This is a genomic window from Sulfitobacter dubius, from assembly GCF_900113435.1.
Classification (GTDB): Bacteria; Pseudomonadota; Alphaproteobacteria; order Rhodobacterales; family Rhodobacteraceae; genus Sulfitobacter; species Sulfitobacter dubius.
On sequence record NZ_FOPG01000003.1, the window covers coordinates 248,322 to 268,168 of the forward strand.

At 56.9% G+C, this 19,847-nt stretch carries 20 protein-coding genes; 15 read left to right on the forward strand and 5 right to left on the reverse strand.

Annotated elements, in window-relative coordinates; all coding sequences use genetic code 11:
* Positions 1-3: 3 nt before the first annotated feature.
* The 9 genes from BM229_RS13605 (at position 4) to BM229_RS13645 (ending at position 8,217) form a co-directional block, all read left to right on the forward strand.
* Positions 4-813, forward strand: a complete 810-nt coding sequence (locus BM229_RS13605; protein ID WP_093928188.1) for an ABC transporter ATP-binding protein — start codon at positions 4-6, stop codon at positions 811-813.
* The gene (locus BM229_RS13610) at positions 813-1,619 is read left to right on the forward strand and encodes an ABC transporter permease (RefSeq protein WP_244152187.1); all 807 of its coding nucleotides are present in this window, start codon (positions 813-815) and stop codon (positions 1,617-1,619) included. The genes BM229_RS13605 and BM229_RS13610 overlap by 1 nt, the downstream gene beginning before the upstream one ends.
* A gap of 79 nt (positions 1,620-1,698) precedes the next feature.
* Positions 1,699-3,063 (forward strand): FAD-dependent oxidoreductase, encoded by a 1,365-nt coding sequence (locus tag BM229_RS13615; RefSeq protein WP_093928190.1) that lies wholly within the window; start codon positions 1,699-1,701, stop codon positions 3,061-3,063.
* Between the two features lie 9 nt (positions 3,064-3,072).
* Positions 3,073-4,239 (forward strand): CaiB/BaiF CoA transferase family protein, encoded by a 1,167-nt coding sequence (locus tag BM229_RS13620; RefSeq protein WP_093928191.1) that lies wholly within the window; start codon positions 3,073-3,075, stop codon positions 4,237-4,239.
* Positions 4,236-5,012, forward strand: a complete 777-nt coding sequence (locus BM229_RS13625) for an enoyl-CoA hydratase-related protein (RefSeq protein WP_093928192.1) — start codon at positions 4,236-4,238, stop codon at positions 5,010-5,012. Before BM229_RS13620 ends, BM229_RS13625 begins: the two co-directional genes overlap by 4 nt.
* A 12-nt stretch (positions 5,013-5,024) precedes the next feature.
* Positions 5,025-5,372 carry a 4Fe-4S dicluster domain-containing protein gene (locus tag BM229_RS13630; protein ID WP_093928193.1) on the forward strand — a complete coding sequence of 116 codons (348 nt, stop codon included), beginning with the start codon at positions 5,025-5,027 and terminating at the stop codon, positions 5,370-5,372.
* Between the two features lie 8 nt (positions 5,373-5,380).
* Positions 5,381-6,265, forward strand: coding sequence for a dihydrodipicolinate synthase family protein (locus tag BM229_RS13635; protein WP_093928194.1), 885 nt, complete (start codon positions 5,381-5,383; stop codon positions 6,263-6,265).
* Between the two features lie 24 nt (positions 6,266-6,289).
* A complete protein-coding gene (locus BM229_RS13640; protein ID WP_093928195.1) occupies positions 6,290-7,753 on the forward strand; it encodes an aldehyde dehydrogenase family protein in 1,464 nt (487 codons plus the stop codon).
* 2 nt (positions 7,754-7,755) lie between these two features.
* On the forward strand, positions 7,756-8,217 hold the full coding sequence (locus BM229_RS13645) for a deoxycytidylate deaminase (RefSeq protein ID WP_093928196.1): 462 nt from the start codon (positions 7,756-7,758) through the stop codon (positions 8,215-8,217).
* A 609-nt stretch (positions 8,218-8,826) separates the two neighbouring features.
* On the opposite strand, the gene BM229_RS18435 is transcribed toward BM229_RS13645, so the two are convergent.
* The 3 genes from BM229_RS18435 to BM229_RS13655 all read right to left on the reverse strand — a co-directional run bounded on the left by BM229_RS18435 (position 8,827) and on the right by BM229_RS13655 (position 9,956).
* A complete protein-coding gene (locus BM229_RS18435) occupies positions 8,827-8,949 on the reverse strand; it encodes a hypothetical protein (protein ID WP_276326645.1) in 123 nt (40 codons plus the stop codon).
* Complete coding sequence (locus tag BM229_RS13650) at positions 8,943-9,437, reverse strand: hypothetical protein (RefSeq protein WP_093928197.1); 495 nt, start codon at positions 9,435-9,437, stop codon at positions 8,943-8,945. The genes BM229_RS18435 and BM229_RS13650 overlap by 7 nt, the downstream gene beginning before the upstream one ends.
* A gap of 129 nt (positions 9,438-9,566) precedes the next feature.
* Entirely contained in the window at positions 9,567-9,956 is a 390-nt protein-coding gene (locus BM229_RS13655; RefSeq protein WP_093928198.1) for a hypothetical protein, read from the reverse strand.
* 632 nt (positions 9,957-10,588) lie between these two features.
* On the opposite strand from BM229_RS13655, the gene BM229_RS13665 reads away from it, so the two are divergent.
* The 3 genes from BM229_RS13665 to BM229_RS13675 all read left to right on the forward strand — a co-directional run bounded on the left by BM229_RS13665 (position 10,589) and on the right by BM229_RS13675 (position 11,899).
* Complete coding sequence (locus tag BM229_RS13665) at positions 10,589-11,014, forward strand: hypothetical protein (protein WP_093928199.1); 426 nt, start codon at positions 10,589-10,591, stop codon at positions 11,012-11,014.
* A complete protein-coding gene (locus BM229_RS13670; protein WP_244152188.1) occupies positions 11,011-11,424 on the forward strand; it encodes a hypothetical protein in 414 nt (137 codons plus the stop codon). Before BM229_RS13665 ends, BM229_RS13670 begins: the two co-directional genes overlap by 4 nt.
* A gap of 286 nt (positions 11,425-11,710) precedes the next feature.
* Positions 11,711-11,899: a hypothetical protein gene (locus tag BM229_RS13675; protein ID WP_093928201.1), complete on the forward strand. Its 189-nt coding sequence runs from the start codon at positions 11,711-11,713 to the stop codon at positions 11,897-11,899.
* A 497-nt stretch (positions 11,900-12,396) separates the two neighbouring features.
* On the opposite strand, the gene BM229_RS13680 is transcribed toward BM229_RS13675, so the two are convergent.
* Positions 12,397-12,582 carry a hypothetical protein gene (locus BM229_RS13680; RefSeq protein ID WP_093928202.1) on the reverse strand — a complete coding sequence of 62 codons (186 nt, stop codon included), beginning with the start codon at positions 12,580-12,582 and terminating at the stop codon, positions 12,397-12,399.
* Between the two features lie 336 nt (positions 12,583-12,918).
* Positions 12,919-13,149 (reverse strand): hypothetical protein, encoded by a 231-nt coding sequence (locus tag BM229_RS13685; RefSeq protein ID WP_093928203.1) that lies wholly within the window; start codon positions 13,147-13,149, stop codon positions 12,919-12,921.
* A 154-nt stretch (positions 13,150-13,303) separates the two neighbouring features.
* On the opposite strand from BM229_RS13685, the gene BM229_RS13690 reads away from it, so the two are divergent.
* The 3 genes from BM229_RS13690 to BM229_RS13710 all read left to right on the forward strand — a co-directional run bounded on the left by BM229_RS13690 (position 13,304) and on the right by BM229_RS13710 (position 19,831).
* Positions 13,304-14,032, forward strand: coding sequence for a Crp/Fnr family transcriptional regulator (locus BM229_RS13690; protein WP_244152228.1), 729 nt, complete (start codon positions 13,304-13,306; stop codon positions 14,030-14,032).
* 1,714 nt (positions 14,033-15,746) lie between these two features.
* On the forward strand, positions 15,747-17,951 hold the full coding sequence (locus BM229_RS13705) for an ATP-dependent nuclease (RefSeq protein ID WP_208604086.1): 2,205 nt from the start codon (positions 15,747-15,749) through the stop codon (positions 17,949-17,951).
* Complete coding sequence (locus tag BM229_RS13710) at positions 17,948-19,831, forward strand: UvrD-helicase domain-containing protein (protein WP_093928207.1); 1,884 nt, start codon at positions 17,948-17,950, stop codon at positions 19,829-19,831. The genes BM229_RS13705 and BM229_RS13710 overlap by 4 nt, the downstream gene beginning before the upstream one ends.
* Positions 19,832-19,847: the final 16 nt, after the last annotated feature.

Sequence of the window (19,847 nt, forward strand, 5' to 3'; positions counted from 1 at the left end):
CCAATGCCATCGATAGTTGAAACCCAAGCCACACCCGACGGAACTCCGACTGGTCCAATCGCCGCCTCTTTGAAAGATGCCTCCGTCAAATTTGGCTCCTTCACGGCCATTCGCGGGATGTCGATCGATATCGAAGAGGGCGCGTTCTATACCATTCTGGGCCCCTCGGGCTGTGGCAAATCGACAATGCTGCGGTTGGTGTCGGATCTGATCCCGACAGCCTCGGGCGATGTGTCGATCTTTGGCAAATCGACCGAAGAGGCCCGGCTGGCGCGCGAGTTCGCCTTTGTCTTTCAAGATGCGACCCTCTTGCCCTGGCGGTCGGCGCTCAAGAACGTTGAACTGCCTCTTGAGATTGGACGCCGCCGGGGCATCAAACTCCCCATCGGCAACAAGACCCCGCGCGAGCTTTTGAAACTTGTGGGGCTTGAGGGCCGCGAAGACGCGCTGCCGCATGAGCTTTCGGGCGGGATGCGCCAGCGGGTTGCGATTGCCCGGGCGCTGGTCTGTCAGCCTAAGCTGCTGCTGATGGATGAGCCCTTTGGCGCGCTGGATGAGATGACCCGTGATCACCTGAACCTGCAACTGCTGAAGATCTGGGAGGAGACCGGGGTCACGATCCTCTTTGTGACCCACTCGATCCCCGAGGCGGTGTTTCTGGGCCAAAAGGTGATGATGTTGCAGGCCCACCCTGGGCGCCTGCGCGAGGTGGTCGACATTGATTTGCCGAGCCCGCGCACAATCGAACAACGCGATACGCAGGAATTCGTTCAATATTCCGCCTATCTGCGCAAGCTGCTGGAGACATGCTGATGACCGCCATTGAGAACATGCAGGCTGCCGACCCGGAGCTCGACATCGAACGCGCCCTCGAAAGGCGCCAGAAAATGCTGGCCATCGCCGTGCCCTTGGGCACCGCAGCGAGTTTGATCCTGCTCTGGCAAATTGGCGTTCGCCTGTTCGCCGTGCCTACCTATATCGCGCCCGCGCCGACGGATGTGGCCTATACGCTGGTCGACAAGTTTCCGATCCTTTTGGCCAACTTCTGGCCGACGCTTTATGAAAGTGTGCTGGGGTTCGTCGTGGGCAATATCGCGGCGGTGCTGATCGCGGTGGCCTTTGTGCACAGCCGCACGGTCGAGCGGGCCTTCTTCCCGATCGCGGTCTTTGTGAACACCATTCCGATCCTCGCCATCGCGCCGATCTTAGTGCTGATCTTTGGGCCGGGCTTGACGGCCAAGGTGGTGATCGCGGCGCTGATTTGTTTCTTCCCCACGCTGGTGAATATGGTCCGCGGCTTGCAGGCTGTCAGCCCGCAGGCGCTGGAACTGGCCCGTATCCTCTCGGCCTCCAAATCCGAGGTCTTCTGGAAAATCCGACTGCCGTCGTCGCTGCCCTTCCTGTTCTCGGCGCTAAAAATCGCGGCGACCACCAGTGTCATCGGGGCGATTGTCGGCGAATGGGTTGGGGCCGATATGGGCCTTGGGGCGCTGATCATCGATGCCACCTTCAACTTCAACTCACCCTTGCTCTACGCTACCGTCTTTATGTCCTCCGGACTGTCGGTGTTGATGTTCGCGACCGTCTCGATTGTCGAACGTCTGGTTGTGCGCTGGTAAGCCAATAAACTGAAAACAAACGTAAATTGCACTGCTTGCGGCCCGAGGGTCAGGCAGGGCACCGAAAGGAGTACGTCACATGACTGCACAAATCAAAGATCACGTTCAAACCCGCGGCGAGCAGGTTCCGGTTGTTGCTCATACCGATGTCGTCGTCATCGGCGCTGGCCCGGCAGGGGTCTCCGCCGCGGTCTCTGCCGCCCGCAACGGCTGCTCAGTGACCCTGCTGGAGCGCTACCACCACCTCGGCGGCATGGCCTCTGGCGGCATGGTTCTGGTCCTCGACGACATGGTCAATGAAGGCAATGAAGTCGTCACCACCGGCATCGTCAGCGAATATGTCGACCGGATGGTCAAGCAAGACGGGGCGGTTTACCCACCGTCCGAGGACTGCCTGACCAACTGGGACATGTGGCAGAAATGGTCCCGCTGGGGCTGCATCGACTTCCACAAGACCGGGATGCCGCAGCCGATCATCCACGCCGTGGCCTTTGATCCCGACGCCTGGAAGCGGGTCAGCCTTGATCTTGTCAAGGACTCGGGCATCAACCTGCGCCTGCACAGCTGGTTCTCTGAGGCGCTGGTCGAAGACAACCGGGTGACCGGCGTGATCTGCCAGACCAAACTGGGCCGCCAAGCGATCAAGGCAGACATGGTGATCGACGCCAGTGGTGATCTGGATGTGGCCTCCTCGGCCGGCGCGTCCTTCATCGACGGGCAGTTCATCGTGACCACCGTCTTCCGCCTTTGCGACGTGGATACCGACAAGGCCGAAGCCTTTGAATACGCCAACCCTGAGGAATACAAAAAGATCGACCGGCAGGCCCGCCGGATCATCGGTGGCGCTTGGGGCATGTGGTGGCTGAAGACGCCGCTGCCGGGCGTCGTCTGGTGCAACTGCCCGCATATGCCGGGCTATGACGGCATGTCGCCCGAGCATATGGTCGAGGCCGAGTTCGAGGGCCGCGAGCGGATGATGAAATTGCTGGCCTATGCCCGCGAGAACATCCCCGGCTTTGAGAATGCCAAGATGCTGGGCGCGGCCGAGCAGATGGGCGTCCGCCAGACCCGTCTGTTGCAGGGCGAATATGTCGTCACCAAAGACGACGTCAAAAGCCGCCGCCACTTTGCCGACAGCGTCTGCCGGGGCCGGGACTACTACACCCCTTACCGCGCGCTGCTGCCCAAAGGTGTCGACAATCTGATCGTCGCGGGCCGCCACTATTCGGTCGAAAGCGAGGCCCAGAAGATGTCGCGCGAGATCCCGCCCTGCATGTCGCAAGGTGAGGCCGCCGGTGTCGCCGTGGCCAAGGCGCTGCAAGGGAATACCGCCCTGCGTGACGTCGATGTGACCGCAATTCAGAAGCAAATGCGCGCGCAGGGCGCGGACCCGGGCGATGTGCCCTCGTCCAACGCCCTCGTCGAAGAAAAAATGGACGCATAGGAGGCCCTAATGCAGCAGAATACTCTCCCACTTGATGGCATCCGGGTGATCGATTTCACCCAAGTGATGCTCGGCCCCTGCGCCACCCAAATGCTGGCCGATTTCGGTGCAGATGTGATCAAGGTCGAGCGCCCCGGCGCCGGCGACCTGTCGCGGGGGTTCTATGGCGAGGACAGTGAGGAGGCGGTCAACAACGCCGTCTTCGCCTCGCTTAACCGCAACAAACGCTCGGTCGAGATCGACACGAAATCGCCCGAGGGCAAGCAGATGGTCTATGACCTTGTGCGCGAATCCGATGTGGTGGTCGACAACTTCCGCGCTGGTGTGATGGCGCGGCTCGGCTTTGGCTACGACAAGCTGAAAGAGATCAACCCCGCCATCATCTGCGCCTCAGGCACCGGCTATGGCGAGACGGGTCCCTATGCCCACAAAGGCGGGCAGGACGTGCTGGCCCAAGCCATGAGCGGCGTGATGGAAAAAAGGTCAGACCCTTCGATCCCCAAGTCGATCTACCCGACCACGCTTTGCGACTACACCGCCGGGATGCATCTGGTGCAGGGCGTGCTGGCCGCATTGCTGTCGCGGGCCAAGACCGGGCAGGGCCAAAAGGTCAGTGTCTCGCTCTACGACTCGATGATTGCGATGCAGATGCAGGAGGCCGCGCAGTGGAGCAAACACCGCGAGGTGCTGAACTGGGCCGCAATGCCGCTGACGGGCGTGTTCGACACCACCGACGGCGCTTTGGTTGTGGTGGGGGCGTTCAAGCTCAACCCACTGCAGGACATCTGCAATGCGCTCGAGATCGAGGATCTGTCGCCGCAGTATCCAACCCTCGCCACGCAGCGGAAGAACAAGCCCTTCCTGCAAGACACCTTCCGCGAACGGTTTGCCACCAACACCACAGCCTATTGGCTGGAGCGCCTGGAGGCCCAAGATTTGCTCTGCGCCCCCGTACGCTCGTTGAGCACCGCGCTGGAAGACCCGCAGACCGAGATCAACGGCATGCTGTTGGACATTGACCACCCCATCCTTGGCGAGATGCAGTTGGTCGGCTCTCCGGTGCACCTGAGCGACGTGCCGATGGGCATCCGCCGGATGCCGCCGCGTCTGGGCGAACATACCGAAGAGGTGATCGCCGAATTTGGCCTACGGCAGAAGGAAAGGGCCGCAGGATGAGCGTTCTCTTCACTGTCGAAGATCATGTGGCGCGCGTCACCATCGACCGGCCCGACCGGATGAACGCGATGGACAGCGCGACGCAGGCCCGGCTGGCCGAGATCTGGGACGAGATTGAGGCCACCTCCGAGATCCGCTGCGTGGTGCTGACCGGCAGCGGGGACCGGGCCTTCTCGACCGGGGCGGACCTGAAGGACGACAGCGGCATGTCCGGTGTCGACTACTGGAAAGACATCAGCGCCACCGGCTTTGGCCGGATCGCCTTGCGCGGCACGCTGACCACCCCAGTGATCGCGCGGATCAACGGGCTGGCGCTTGGCGGCGGGTTGGAGATGGCGATGGGCTGCGACATTCTCATCGCCGCCGACACCGCGCGCTTTGGCCTGCCCGAGGCTAAGGTGGGCCGGCTGCCGCTGGATGGCGGCATGGTCACGCTACCGCGCCTGATCCCACGTAACATCGCCATGGGCATGATGATGACGGGGCGCATGGTCTCGGCACAGGACATGGCGGGCTTCGGATTGGTTAACGCGGTGGTCCCTGCCGCCGATCTCGACGCCGAGATCGACCGTTGGGTCGCCGACATCCTCTCCTCGGCCCCGCTGAGTGTGAAGGCGATCAAGGCCACCGCCCGCGAGACCGCGCATATGTCGGTGCATGAGGCCTATCAGCACGAAACCCCCGCGCTGATCGCCGCGCTGCAATCCGAGGATGCCGATGAGGGTGTCGCAGCCTTTCGCGAAAAACGTGCCCCGGTCTGGCGCGGCAAATAAAAGGAGGTCGTCATGCCCTTGATCATCACCAGCGCCTGTATCGACGTCAAAGACGGGATCTGCACCACCTCCTGTCCGGTCGACTGCATCTACGAGGGCGAGCGGATGTTCTACATCCACCCGACCGAATGCATCGAATGTGGCATGTGCGAAAGCATCTGCCCGGTGGATGCGATCCGCTATGATGACGAAGCCACCGGGGCAGAGGTGAAATTCGTTCGGATCAATGCCGAAGCCTTTCACGATGCCGGGGGCGAGATCGAAGAGCCGGGCGGTTGGTACAAAGGCGCCGATCCAATCAAGGATCACCCAGAGGTCGCCGCCCATGAGGCGCGGCAACCCGAAACACAGGATCAATGAGGTTATCGATGCAAGGTATCATTGCCGCCGTGCCGACGCCCGTGAATGCGCAGGGCGTGCCCCAAAAAACGCCGTTTCTTGAACATTGCCGTTGGATGCTGGAAAACGGCTGTGACGCGCTCAACATCTTGGGGTCCACCGGCGAAGCCAATTCCTTTGATGCGGCCACCCGCAAGGAGATCATGACCTGGGCGGCAGAGGCTTTCGAGACGGCCCGCCTGATGGTTGGCACCGGCACGCCCGCACTGGCGGAAACCCTCGCGCTGACTGCGCATGCAGACGACGCAGGCTACGGCGTGGCGCTGGTCTTGCCGCCCTATTACTACAAACCTGTCAACGAAGACGGGCTGTTTTGCTGGTATGAGGCGCTGCACCACGGGCTTGGCGCGCGACGGATCGAGATCTATTTCTATAACTTCCCGCAGATGACCGGGACCCCGCTGACGCCGCGCTTGATCGAACGACTGCACCGCGCTTATCCCGAGCGCTTTACCGGCATCAAGGACAGTTCAGGCGATCTGGCCTATTGCCGGACCCTGACCGCGGCACTGCCGGATTTCGCGGTCTTCCCCAGTTCCGAGACATCTCTGGCCGAGGCCGCGGCGTCGGGATTTGCGGGCTGTATCTCGGCCACGGTGAACCAAAGCGCGCCGCTCTGCGCGCAGGTCTGGCAGGCGCGGGGCGCACCGAACACCGAGACCATGGCGCGGATCGCCGCGCTGCGGTCCGCGATTGCCAGTGAGCCGCTGATCCCGGCGGTGAAATACCTCGTGGCCCGGCGAACGGCAGCAAACCTCTGGGCCCAGACGCTGCCGCCATTCACCTCCTTAGCGGACGCCCAGACGGCCCGGCTGGATCAGATCGACCTGCTGATGCCCGCGCTGACTCATTGACCCAACAGACAGAAAGCAAAGCATATGACCAAACATGAAAATCTCTCCCATCTGGGCAAGCACGACAATCTGATCAACGGCACTTGGGTCAGCTTTGGCAACTACAAGGACAACGTGAACCCCTCTGACACCAATGACGTGATCGGCAGCTATTCCTATGGCGATGCTGCCTCCGTTGAGCAGGCCGTCGAGGGTGCCAAGGCGGCCCAAGACGCTTGGGCCAACAGCAGCCCGCAGGCCCGCTATGATCTGTTGGACGCCGTTGGCAACGCCTTGGCCGCCCGCAAGGAAGAGTTTGGCCGACTGCTGGCCCGCGAAGAGGGCAAGACCCTCGCCGAAGGCATTGGCGAAACCATGCGCGCCAGTCAGGTGTTCAAGTTCTTTGCCGGAGAAGCCCTGCGGCAAGTGGGTGATTTGCAAGCCTCGGTTCGGCCAAACGTCGATGTCGAAGTGACCCGCGAACCGGTGGGCATTGTAGGACTGATCACGCCCTGGAACTTCCCGATTGCCATCCCGGCATGGAAGATCGCCCCGGCGCTGGCCTATGGCAACTGCGTCATCATGAAGCCCGCCGACCTGACCCCCGGATGCGCCCATGCCATTGCGGAACTGCTGCAAGAAAATGGCTGTCCTCCCGGCGTCTTCAATCTGGTGATGGGCCGCGGCTCGTCCGTGGGCGAGGCGATCGTGACCCACCCCGACATCACCGCCATTTCCTTTACCGGCTCTGTCGGCACCGGCAATCACATTGCCGAGGTCTGCGGCAAGATGAAGAAGAAGGTGCAGCTTGAGATGGGCGGCAAGAACCCGATGGTCGTGCTGAACGACGCGGATCTATCTGTGGCCGTCTCTGCCTGCCTGAATGGTGCCTTCTTCTCCACCGGGCAGCGCTGTACCGCCTCTTCGCGTCTGATTGTCGAAGCCGGGATACATGATGAATTTGTAGCCGAGATGACCAAGCAGATGCAGGCGCTCAAGGTCGGCGACGCGCTTGATCCCGAGACCCAGATCGGGCCGGTTGTGGACGCAAAGCAACTCAAGTCGAACCTCGATTATGTCGCCTTGGCCAAATCCGAGGCCACTGAGGTGATCGGCGGTGAGCAGTTGGAGTGTGACACGCCCGGCTTTTATCAAGCGCCCGCGCTCTTTGTCGGCACCGACAATTCGATGCGCATCAACCGCGAAGAGATCTTCGGCCCCTGTGCGACGGTCATCAAAGTTGCCGATTTTGACGAGGCACTGGCGGTGGCGAATGACACTGAATTTGGCCTCTCAGCCGGGATTTGCACCAGCAGTTTGAAACTGGCGCGCACCTTCAAGCGCCGGGTCGAGGCCGGCATGGTGATGGTCAACCTGCCGACCGCCGGGGTGGATTACCATGTGCCGTTTGGGGGCCGCAAAGGCTCGTCCTTTGGCGCGCGCGAACAGGGGCGCTATGCGGTGGAATTCTATACCATTGTGAAAACCTCCTATGTCTTTGCGGGCTAAGCATGGCGGACCAAGCCACATGGGATGCGCGCTTTCTTCAACTGGCCGAGGTAGTTTCCGGCTGGTCGGAAGACCGCGACTTCCATGTCGGCGCAGTGATTGTCGGGCCTGACCATGAAATCCGCGCGACAGGCTACAATGGCCTGCCGCGCGGCGTCGCCTCAAACGAGGGCGCCCGTTTCGATCGAGCGAGCGGGGAGAAGTTCTATTGGTTCGAACACGCCGAGCGCAATGCAATCTATAACGCCGCCCGGATAGGCGTACCGCTGACTGGCTGCTCGATTTATATCAACCGCTTCCCCTGCGCAGATTGCACGAGGGCTATAATTCAATGCGGTATAGAAAAGATTATCTGTCCAGAAAAACCTGCTTATGACGCGGCGCTCGGCAGAAGCTTTGGCGCTTCTGAGATAATGATCCAAGAAGGAAAGGTACTGTTTCGAACCGCCCAAAGCTCAGTATAGCCTCGATCCCCCTTGCCCTCCGCGATGCATAATCTGATGGCGTAGCGCGCTAATAGGCCCTCCTGACAGCTCCTAAGAAAAACGAATGCTCCTTTTCGGGGGGGCGACTAAGCGGCATACCACTTCAATTGCAGTCGAGCCACTGCGTGCTTAATTTAACATGTAATGATGCTGGCGCCCGCAGCTACACAGATATTTAACGTGAATTCTTTAATCAGTTGAAAAGCAGCTGTTGACGCTCAGAGCGAGGGCGCTCGCAACGTTCACACAGCCAATTTCGGTCACGCATAAGTATCTCCCAGACCGCGAACGTATCCTTCGGATTGCCGCAGGGCAGCATCATGATGTTCGGTGGGAATTTTCAGCGACTTCCTTCACTAATGGGCGGATTGTGTTGAAAAACGCTCTCACAGCGCGCTGAAGCCAAATTTGTCAGAACAAAATTCCAAATTATTGAAATTTTGGCGGCGCCCCCGGGGCACAATTGCTCTGTCAGAGAACAGCTTCCCACTTTTTAAAAATTTGCAGCTGCAGCAAATAGTTTTTCAACACAATGGGCGGTTTGCGGACCTTCGCCGCGGTAAGCATCAAGGTCCGCTGTGTCCAAAATCATACGCCGCCAAAACCTTGCTTAGTGCGGTTGCCGGCAGAATTTTCCTTCACTGGGATCAGTAATAGCGGCACGTAAAATTTCGCCTGCTGAGCACCGAATTTCCACGCTGGATTCAGCATTTGGGATTGGTTGGCATTCCTTCGTTTTCTGCGACTTGGATCGAAAAGATTTCCTTTTTACTTTTCAGGCTCTGTCCAAATGCGCCTGCGCGTGTGGCATCACCTGGCTTGATCTGAGCAGAATAAAGGTGCCGGAGTTGCATTTCTGAGTATCCATCAGCTTCCATGACCATTTGGATCATAGGATCCGCCAGCATCTCTTCAAGAAACAGCGTTGAAAGCTGCGTCCCAGTCTTTTTGTCTCTTGCCTGCGCTTGATCAAGGTCTGCCAGTGATAGGGTCAAGGTTCTTGCAAGACCCGGATGAGATGCCAGAGGTTGTAGTTTCACTATCACAGAGGCCTTCCAGCTGCCGGGACTTTGGTGGGCAGGGGGCGGGTGCAATTCGGTTTCTATTTCATACTCACCTTCCGGCAACGTTTCATCGTGCCCCGGGACCCTAAAAGGTTTGGATAGGACAATGACGCTTCTGCTTGTAAGGCTTTCCATTTATTTGTTCCTCTGAATGGTTCCATACTGAACGACTCCTCCTGGCCAGGGATAAGATGCTCGTAGCCTTACTGTCGATGGCAGCGATTACCGCTGACGCTGGACTGGTGGAAAGAACGTAAGCGATGCTTAGCCGCCATCTGCCAACGCGTTTATGGCGTCAGGTGACCGACGATCAATATCGAGCGCGGCAAGGCAGCCGTTTGCGAGATCTTGATCTGGGGTGTCGGTTCCTGGCACGGTGGCCCAGCCAAATGCCATAAGAGCATCGCGCTTCCGCACGGATGGGGCCGCCCGAATGGTAGCCAATTTCGTTGACCGATCCGGGTCGCCCTCGGCCAAGTAGAGGCAAACAGGCACCATGGATGCAACAACGTTGTTGTGAGACAGAACGCGCGCTCTCGCAACTGCGGTTCCGTCGGTTACCCAACCGCCCCATGTAAAGCCGACGATGCTGGCAAGCACAGCACCTATGAGTGCACCGTAAATGCCCGGCCTTAACCATACAAGGGTTGTCATTTCGAGTCCTCCGGCAGAGGCAGTGCTGCGCCGCTGTGTCCGTTCGTTTTGTGGGTGGCGTCATCACGCCTGAGCGCCTCGAAGAGAGCTCTTTCGGTCGTTTCCCACAAGTCAACTTGGCCCGAGCGCGCTCCCTTTTGTCGCACGAGCAAGTAGGTTGTTTTCCGCTGCCAGGTTTCGAATGTAGGACCCTGTAAGCATTCCTCCTCTATGAGGACTTCATAAGGGCCAGCGGGAAGCACCTGCGCGTTGCCCGGCAAACAAAATACATTCGAGAACTCCAATGTAAATTTAGACGACCGCAGGTTCATATTAAGATTCCGAGATAAAGGCAGGCCCTTATCGACCCCGTCACCGGAACGCTCCCAAGGTTAAGGGGCGTAGTGCTTACGCCAGTCCGTCAACAATACGCCCCATGTGCGATCAAAGTACTGATGTAGGTTAGCGCCCACCTTCGAAAGACAATCCGGATGGGCTGTAAGCAAGTGCTGAGATAGGTCCTGACCTCCACTGATCTATGTTTGGGCGGCGGCGTCGATCCGAGATTACAATCAACCAGATTGGGGCTTTCAGCGCCACGCCTCTGAACCATAATTTGAGCGCGCAGCACGACATCATAGGAAGGAGTTCCCATGTTGAACCACAGCAACAGCCTCTACCCACATCCGCCTGATTTCGAGCAGTTTCTCTATTCGCCAGTCGGAAAGGACCGGAACAGCAACGTCGTGACGGTTCTCTCGGCGCTGGCGAGGCTTGATCTTGATCGTTGGGCGGAAACTGCGGCGCTTGTCTCAATGGACCACTGCGCGGCACGAGTAAGGCTGGCCCAGTTACTGTCTCAACTTCGGGATGTGCCTGGGCTGAAACGTAGCGCTGGCCAAGTGGCGCAGGATTTAAGTCTCTTGCTTCCCGACCGCCAGGCGCCCGGCCCAAGACCCTCTAAGAAGGAGCTCGCTCAGGGCCAACAGGTAACTATCATTGTGATCTGGTCCCTACTCGCGCTCGTATTGTTTATGGTCCATTTTCTGTCGATCACCATATGGGGCGTGGCCGAATGACCATTCCTTTGCCAAACCCTCCAGTGCTCAGTCACATTGCGCATAAGACGGGCACAGTATCGCCCATAGATAAAACGACGCTTTGGGACATGGAAGAGCGCTTCTGGACCAGCGATGCAGCCAGCGCCCAAACAACGACAGCGACGAATGCCATTATGATTTTTCCTTATCCGCCGGGTATTTTACAGGGCGATCAGATTTGGGAACATATCAAAGTGCGAACTGGCTGGCGTTCTATCGCCATGTCTGAACGCCGCGTAATGCGCTGTGGTGAGGTCGCCATGCTCAGTTACCGCGTGTCCGCCGAGAAGGCCGAGGTACCGATCTATGAGGCCTTTTGCGCTTCCACCTACCTCTACGACGCAGCGAGATGGCTGCGCGTCTCACACCAGCAAACTCCCGTGGCATGATCTTGAATTATTTATGTATTCCAGCAAGTCTGGCCTCAGTTGGGCACAGTGTACGTGGACCGAATGTATGTGGTTCACCTTAACGTAGCGAAGGGTCTTTAATCTCCAGGCGGCTAACCTGCGTCAGTGCAACACCATCCCGACCGGATTAAGAGCAGATGTAGCCGCAGAAGACTCTGTAGCCCAATCATCCCGAGTTTTCGAAGAATGTGTAGATAAGTAGGCTTCAGCAGATCCGCCCGTTTATACGCCTCGTTCTTGGGAGCGTCCATGAAAGGACAAAACAATGACACCCGAACAAAGCAAAACCTCCAGCAAGATGAAATTAGTAAAAGCCGCATGGGACAAGGCGCCCTCGGGTCCGAAGAAGGACGTGGCGTTCAAGCATTACCAAGCTGCCGAGAAGGCGCATACCGCTAAAAACGATGCTGAAACCAATAAAGAACTCGATGCGGTGACACACAAACTGTCGTAAACACCGGTTTCTGAATTAGCCAACATGGCCGCCTGCCGTGAACGGAGGGCGGCCATTCACGCTTAAACATGCCTGAAGAAACGATCAGGATCGCCCTGGACGGTTTGCGTGGCGAAGATAGCATTGTTAAGTTGTGACGCCGTGAAGGGAGTTTACGGCAGGCGGTGCCAATCGAGTGCTTACCAGAGCTGTGCTCTCGAACCATATTTCTCAGATGGGTCAACCATAACAGACGGCATCGATTTAGCATTTCAGACTATGGTAGAAATACGAAGCGCGAGATAAGGGTGCATCCTGATAGAGGATGAGGATATCTCGCGCCCCATGAGAGATTAAAAAATCGTTGTGGTCCGAAATTCATGAACACATGACATTTAAGCACTCTGCGAACCTGCAGTAATTGACGCAGGTTAGCTTTCCGTCGCTTCCTATTATCAATGAACACCCTTCACACTGAGCAGTGTGCAAATACCAATGGCTGGCAAACAGCGTCGTGTTCAGACTGGAAAATTGTCGAACCATTCGATTTCATCAAATAACTGATCCTTCGCCGGTTGGGCATTGTCGGCGACGACGTCCAGCCCGCGAGTTCGCTGCATGTCGAGTTCTGTGTCATCTTGGTCTAATGAAGAAAAATGCCGAGCGAGTTCAGCTATCGCATCTGGGAAATTCGAATTGGTCATGGCAGCCTCTTTTCTGATGTGAACTGGGTTTGGAGCGCGCTTCGGGGCCTGAATGGTCGTTCCGCGGTACGAAGATCGTTCGTGCATAAGTTGGTCACAAACACAGAAAGAAAAAGTGACCACACGGACGACGTAGGAGATGCTGCACCAGAACCTCTCCGAAGAGGCTGGTGCTGAGCAAGATCTATCATTCTATGAAACGTGGTTTGCTAACACAGGTTGGGGTCTGAGCTACAACGGCATCATCTTGCTGGAACGGCCGGTAGCAAGACATGCTACTCAACAGGTCTTCAAGAGATGCTGGCCCAGAAAAGTGGTTGCAAATGAGTAATACGCTTACAGTCTACGAACAGAGTTTCCGCTGGCGATGATCCTGTTGATTAAAGCGGCCACGGCCTTATGCTCTTCAATATCAGAACCGCCAGCGTTTTCATGAGTGATAGCGGCATCCCGAAGAACGCCCAAGATTTCGTGTTCCGGTAAAATATGTGCGTCGTTCAAAGCAAGCAATAAAGCTTCGGAAATTGAAAGTGCCGCAATACCTGAATTGATGCTATGCTCAGACATGTAAATTGCCTTTCAAAGCGATTGTCTCTGCATGGCCTTCCTCGACCATGCTCCCCACAGACTTTCAGAAAACACACGTCCACAACCTGATCGAAATCAGTCAATTGTGCGCTTTATCAGACAAAATTTTGCGAATGAACGCGGAAGGGAGGACATCATCGAAAGCCAGCCTCTCGTCCGCAAACTGGGCGCATTTGTGGCCCTCTCAGAGACAGAATTGTGCGTACTTGATGGTCTACATAAGCGCCGACGCACCTTCGTTTCTGGGCGCGATCTGGTCCTTCAGGGGCAACTGGATCATGCCGCATACATCCTGATTTCTGGCTGGGCCTGTTCCTACAAGCTATTGCGGACCGGTCAGCGGCAGATTATCGACTTCCAGGTTCCGGGGGATTTTCTGGGATTACGCAGTGTCGTACTACACATTTCAGATCACAGCATCATGCCTGTAACTAAGATTGAAGTGACGGAAGTGAAAGCTGTTCATCTCTTGGATGCTTTTGCGCGAACACCACGTCTTGCCACCGCTGTGCTGTGGGCCGCATCTCGTGACGAAGCCATGGTCGTAGAACATCTGGTGGGAATTGGTTGCCGCGATGCGAAGGTACGTGTGGCACATTTCCTGCTGGAACTTGGTGCGAGGCTTACTCTCGTCGGCATGGGAACCAAGACTGGGTTTGCTTGCCCTCTAACGCAATACCACCTCGCAGATGCTCTTGGGCTGAGCGCCGTCCATGTAAACCGGGTTTTGCGGTACTTACGTGAGCAGGGATTGGTCACATTTCGCGACGACTATGTCACGTTCGATAATTATGATCTTCTGGCTGAATTCGCTGATTTTGAATTAGCTTATTTGGATCAGGCAGGGCCGCTCCTACCGTAAGGTTCATTCTCATTTACTTTGCAACATGCCCCGCATCGTCTGGGAATGCTGGCAAGGTCGCGCGGGGTGCAAAGAACTTCGGGTGGATGGCGAAATACGCAAGTGGCCATGATCGGCTTCCGCACGGGGCTGCGGCGAATGGCCGGAAACCGCCCTTCATTTTTGAAGGCCCTCACGGGCGCTGCGCAGATTGAGCAGGTGCCGCGAACTGCAGTAACGTCCGCACTGCGGGCTATCAGCCGCCGAAAATGCCGCGCGATACACGAACGGGCGGTCTGGGGAAGCCGCGTTGCGGCATTGGAAGGCTGGTTCAATGGCCGGTTAGGGCCGTTTGTTGCCCGTTTATATTGGTACTAATCTCGTAGAATTGGGCGTCGGCGTTTCCGCGTCTATCACTAAATGTCCATCTCTCTTAGGTAACTGAACTTGGAGAGTGAAATGACTTTAAAGACTACGACGTACTACATCGATATTGCTGAGCACCTGAGTCCCGTTTGGTTCCGGAACGAGGCGTCGCGCATCGTTGAAACCAATTATTGGAATTTGCCGATGGCAAAATCTGGGATTTGCTATCTAAGTGGCAACGCAGGCAATTGGCGCTTGCTGTTGCCAAGCGTTCACAGAGAAGCGGTACACGAGTTTAGTCTCGTGAAACGTGCTCTGATCGAGCCGTCAATCAACATTGCGGGGCACATAGACATCGTTGCGATTGACGGCAGCACAAACCCCTACAGTGTTTGCGTCGACAAAACTATGATCGATCGTCCGCTTGTCAGAAAGCGCAGTCGACTTTTAGTTTACACTGAACAAGGCCTTATCAGCAACGTTCCACTCAAAATTTGCAGTTAGGTCCAATCTGGTCCCATTCCGGGTCTTCTACGTTTCACAAGAGAATATCGCTGCTGAATTTTGTATTTTGGCGGCGACACCCGCCCTCAAACACAACCTTGCCGTTCGGGGGGCCAGACCGACAAGAGAGGACGGGGAGGTAAAGACATAGTCGGCCCCACGCGTGCGTACTTCCATGACGTTCTGGTTAGAGCCTTGGCTTTCTTCCACCGCAACCGAGATGTCCCCGCTGCTGTCCGCGTTCATAGCCTCGGCAAGCTCCACACCCATTTGATAGTAGGACGAACCCGATTTGACCGACTTATAGGTTACACGAGGCTCAGCACTGGCGGCAGCCCCCCCAGCCCCACGGCCAATTCCGCGCAAATAGTTTGTCTTAAAGCATTGGGGGGTGTCCGCACCTGTAGCCATCATCGGGCAGATTCCCGAGCGTTGCTTGGTCTGATTTAATCCGCGCATTACCAACATACGTGCCGACTCTGGCTCGCAGCCCTTGGGCGCGAAACACAGGGGCAGCCAACAAACCTCGCGGATGGAGGCGAAGGACGACATTCAGGCTGAAAACTAAAATCCCTTAAATTGCTGGCGCTTGTATTTCCCAAGGGGATCAAAGTAGCGTCATGGAATAGTTTTAAGAATTTGAGAACAGCTGTTCGAGGCATGGCCCCACGGCCAAAGAGGTCTTGCGGCAAACGTAATACTTGGCGAGTGCTTTCACGGAGCGATCTTCGACACCTCGCTGGCCGAGTGAGACAAGCCCACTCTCGCGAGTTTTTGCTAAAGTATCTTGATTCATAGAGGCAGTGTGACGAACATCGCGCTAAGCGACCCGACAAAATTAGCGCTCAAAATTTAATTTGGATTGATGATGCATTTGAATAAGTTAGCCATTCGGAACTTTCGCCGCCTGGCGGATGTTAAAATTGACCTCGATCGGGATATCTCGATTTTTGTTGGCGCGAACAACAGTGGCAAGACGTCTGTCGGCCATGCGTTGAATTTCTTTGTCAACGCGACCCGCGATCGCGTCAGTTTCCACGATATCAGCGCGTGTCGCTGGAGTGATATCGATGCGTTTCAAGCCGGGAATGACGATGCCTCACTTCCGGTGTTGTCGCTCGATCTGTGGTTTACCGTAGAGCAGGACGACCTTCATCGTGTACTCGATCTGCTTCCCCGTCTCGAATGGCAGGGATCGCAGGTCGGTGTTCGCATCGCTTTCGCGCCGCGCAACGCAGACGAATCGCTGGCGCATTTCAATGAGCGGCACCAACAGGCGCAAGAAGCTGTGGCGGGGATAGAAACGCCCGAAGGTCAGGAGCCCTATATCGCCTCGCCGCGGTCGTTACGCGAATTCCTTGAAGGGGAATTGGGGAAAGAGTACGATTTCAAATATTATGTTCTTGATGGAGCGCAGTTCAACGATGATCTGGAGCCCAACGCCGGCTACGAGCCGCAGGAATTGCTCCGTGAACAGGGGCGGACCGGCAAGGATATCATTAGCTCTCTGATCAAAGTCGATTTTCTTCATGCACAGCGCCACCTCTCGGATAGTGAAGGCGGCAGCCGCGCCGAGGAGCTTTCCAGACACCTGAGCCGCTATTATCAGCGCAATCTGCAACGTCACGAGGAAGACCAGAATGCAATAAGAGCGCTGGCGGCCTCGGAGGCGCTGCTAAACGAGCACCTGCGTCAGGTTTTTGCTGACACGCTGGAGCGCCTCGCGCAATTGGGATATCCGGGGCTGACTAACCCGCGGCTGATGATCAAGTCCGCACTCAATCCCGCAACGGTGATGAACAGCCAGGACGGCGCACACGTCCACTATGCGCTTAACGATGAGGGGCTTACGCTCCCCGACAAGTACAACGGCCTTGGCTTTAAGAACCTGATTTACATGGTGGTCGAGCTGCTCGACCTTCACGCGCAATGGGTTGCTACGGAAGAACGGCGTCCGCCGGTCCATCTGGTTTTTGTCGAAGAGCCGGAAGCGCATCTCCATGCGCAGCTGCAGCAGGTATTCGTCAACAAGGTCCGGGAAATCCTCGCCGCAGAGGACGACGCGCCGAACGGGTTCCATACGCAACTTGCCCTGACAACGCACTCGCCACACATCTTGTATGAAAGGGGCTTTCAGCCGATCCGCTACTTTCGGCGCGAGGGCAACGGCACGCAGCAAGCGTCGACAGTTCTGAACTTGTCGGCGTTCTACCGCACAACCGGCAATCCGAGCCGAGACTTTCTGGAAAGATACTTGAAGCTTACACACTGCGACCTGTTCTTTGCTGATGCCGCAGTGCTCGTGGAAGGCAATGTCGAACGGCTGATCATGCCGCAAATGATCGCGAAGGCCGCGCCGGGCCTGCGATCGTGTTACCTGAGCGTGCTGGAGATCGGCGGTGCTTACGCACACCTGTTCCGCACGCTTATTGAGTTTCTTGGGATTACGACACTGGTCGTCACCGACCTGGATAGCGTGACTCCGGCTGCCGCTGTGGACGAAGGCGAAGAGGCTGAACCGGCGGAGGCTGAAGACGAAGAGGACGGTGTCGCAACGGGCAGCACTTGCACGCCTGAAACACCAAATGCCGTTACCTCGAACCAGATGCTTGCCCGGTGGCTCCCGGCCATAAGCAGGATCGACGAGTTGCTGGCCGCCGATGCCGCGGCGAAAACCATTTCGGGTGACGCGACCAGCATGGGTTCTGTTCGTGTCACCTATCCGTGCACGGTCAACCTCACACGCGGCGATGAACAGATTGAGCGTGCCGGTCGGACACTCGAAGTTGCCTTCGCTTTCGACAACCTCGAATGGACTCAGGAATACGACAATCGGGAACTCAGGCTGCGGATACGCGCGCCGCAGGACCTCGAAGACCTTGCTCTGAAGCTGCACAATAAGGTGCACGGATCGAACTACAAGAAAACAGACTTCGCCCTCGCATTGCTCGCCAAAGACCCCGATGGCTGGACTGTGCCCCGCTATATCGCCGAGGGGCTGCAATGGCTTGAAGATACACTGGGCGTTGCGGAGCAAGAGATCGAAGAGCCCGGGGGTGCTGCCGAATGACAAGCCGTATAGGAAAGCCCAATACAGCGACCGACACGGCTCTTCATGAGCGGCTCGCCAAAGACGGCAACCGCCACTTTGTCATGGTGGCAGGCGCCGGTTCGGGGAAAACCACGTCGCTCGTAAAGGCCTTGGCTCAGATCGAACGCACGCAGGGTGCGTCGTTGCGCAGAAACGGACAAGAAGTTGCCTGCATCACCTATACGGAAGTGGCAGTCGAAGAAATTCGCGGTGATGTCGGCAATGACGATCTCTTCCACGTTTCGACGATTCACAGCTTTCTCTGGACCGTAATCAAGCCGTTCCAGAACAATCTCCGCGAATGGGTGAAAGGCAGGCTACACGAGAAGATTGCCGAAAAGCAGGAAAAGATAGATAAGCCTAAAACAAGAGAAGCCACAAAGGCGCGTGCGGCCGAGGATATCCTGCGATATCAGGGTCAACTTGCCGAGATCGATCGCGTCAAGAATTTTCGCTATGGCACCGGGAGCGATTACACCAATGGTGTGCTCGGTCACAGTGACATTCTGAGGATTGGCCCCGCATTTATTCAGGATCATACGTTGATGCGTAGTGTCCTGACGCGGCGCTTTCCCGTCATCTTTGTCGATGAAAGCCAGGATACAGACCCCGCCTTTGTCGAGGCTTTGCGCCACATAGCGAGAGAAACACCCCAAGGGTTTTGTCTCGGTTTCTTCGGTGATCCGGTCCAGAAGATCTACATGCAGGGGGCCGGTCCAATCGAGACCGAGGACGGCTGGGAAACGCTGGAAAAGCCTGAGAATTTCAGGTGCCCGCAAGCTGTGTTGCGCGTTATCAACCGGATCAGGGCCGAAGATGACGGGTTGGAGCAGACACGCGGACGCCGTGAAATCGTTGACGGTGAAGAGGTTCCGGTAGAAGGCACAACACGGGTGTTGATCTTGCCGGCTGACGAGCAGAGACAAGAACGGCTCGAAAATGCGCGTCAGTGGCTTGCCGATCAGGACAATGATGATGGCTGGTTAGAAACCGAAGATGAAAGCGCGCTAAGGCTGCTGGTGCTGGTCCACCGGATGGCTGCGGCGCGTCTCGGGTTTCCGGACCTGTACAGCGCGCTCAACGACAAATCATCGGAAGAACTGAGCTCGGGGTTGATCGATGGCACCGCCTGGGTCGTGCGGCCCTTCCTCTCGTATATCATGCCGGTCGCGCTCGCGCGTCAGGAGGGGCGCGAATTCGAAATCATGCGCCTGCTGCGTAAGCATAGCCCGCAGTTCCAGCCCGAAACCGCGGCCGCTGCAGATACTGCAGGTTTCCTGAATGCGCTGCGAGACGAAATCGCCAAACTGGTGGGAATGCTCCAGCCCGGCAGCGGTGCTCGTATCGGCGATGTCGTTAGTTTTCTGGAAGCCAACAACTTGTTCGGACTCGACGAACGATACGCCGCGCTTGTAGAGAAATTTGCCCAAACTGAAGAACAGGTAGCCGATCCCGCCCCCGAGAACGCAGCGCTGCGCTTCATGCAATGCGAAGCATCCGAGTTGTGGGGCTACCGGAAATACATCGAAAAACTCTCGCCTTTTGCCACACAGCAAGGCATCAAGGGCGCGGAATTCGAAAAAGTCTTAGTGGTCGTTGATGATCAGGAGGGCAGATCGAACGCATTCTCTTATGGCAAATACTTTGGTGTGACGCCGCTTTCTGACACGGATCAGGCTCATGTAGATGCCGGGCGGGACTCCGTAATCGGCCGAACACGGCGCTTGTTCTATGTCTGTTGCTCGCGGGCGTTGTCCGACCTTGCCGTAGTCATTTTTGCCGAAGATCCGGCACAGATGCGTGATGCAATCACAGAAAAGGCCTTTTTCGAGCCTGACTGCATCAACGTCTTCGAGTAGTGTGAGAATTTTTCAG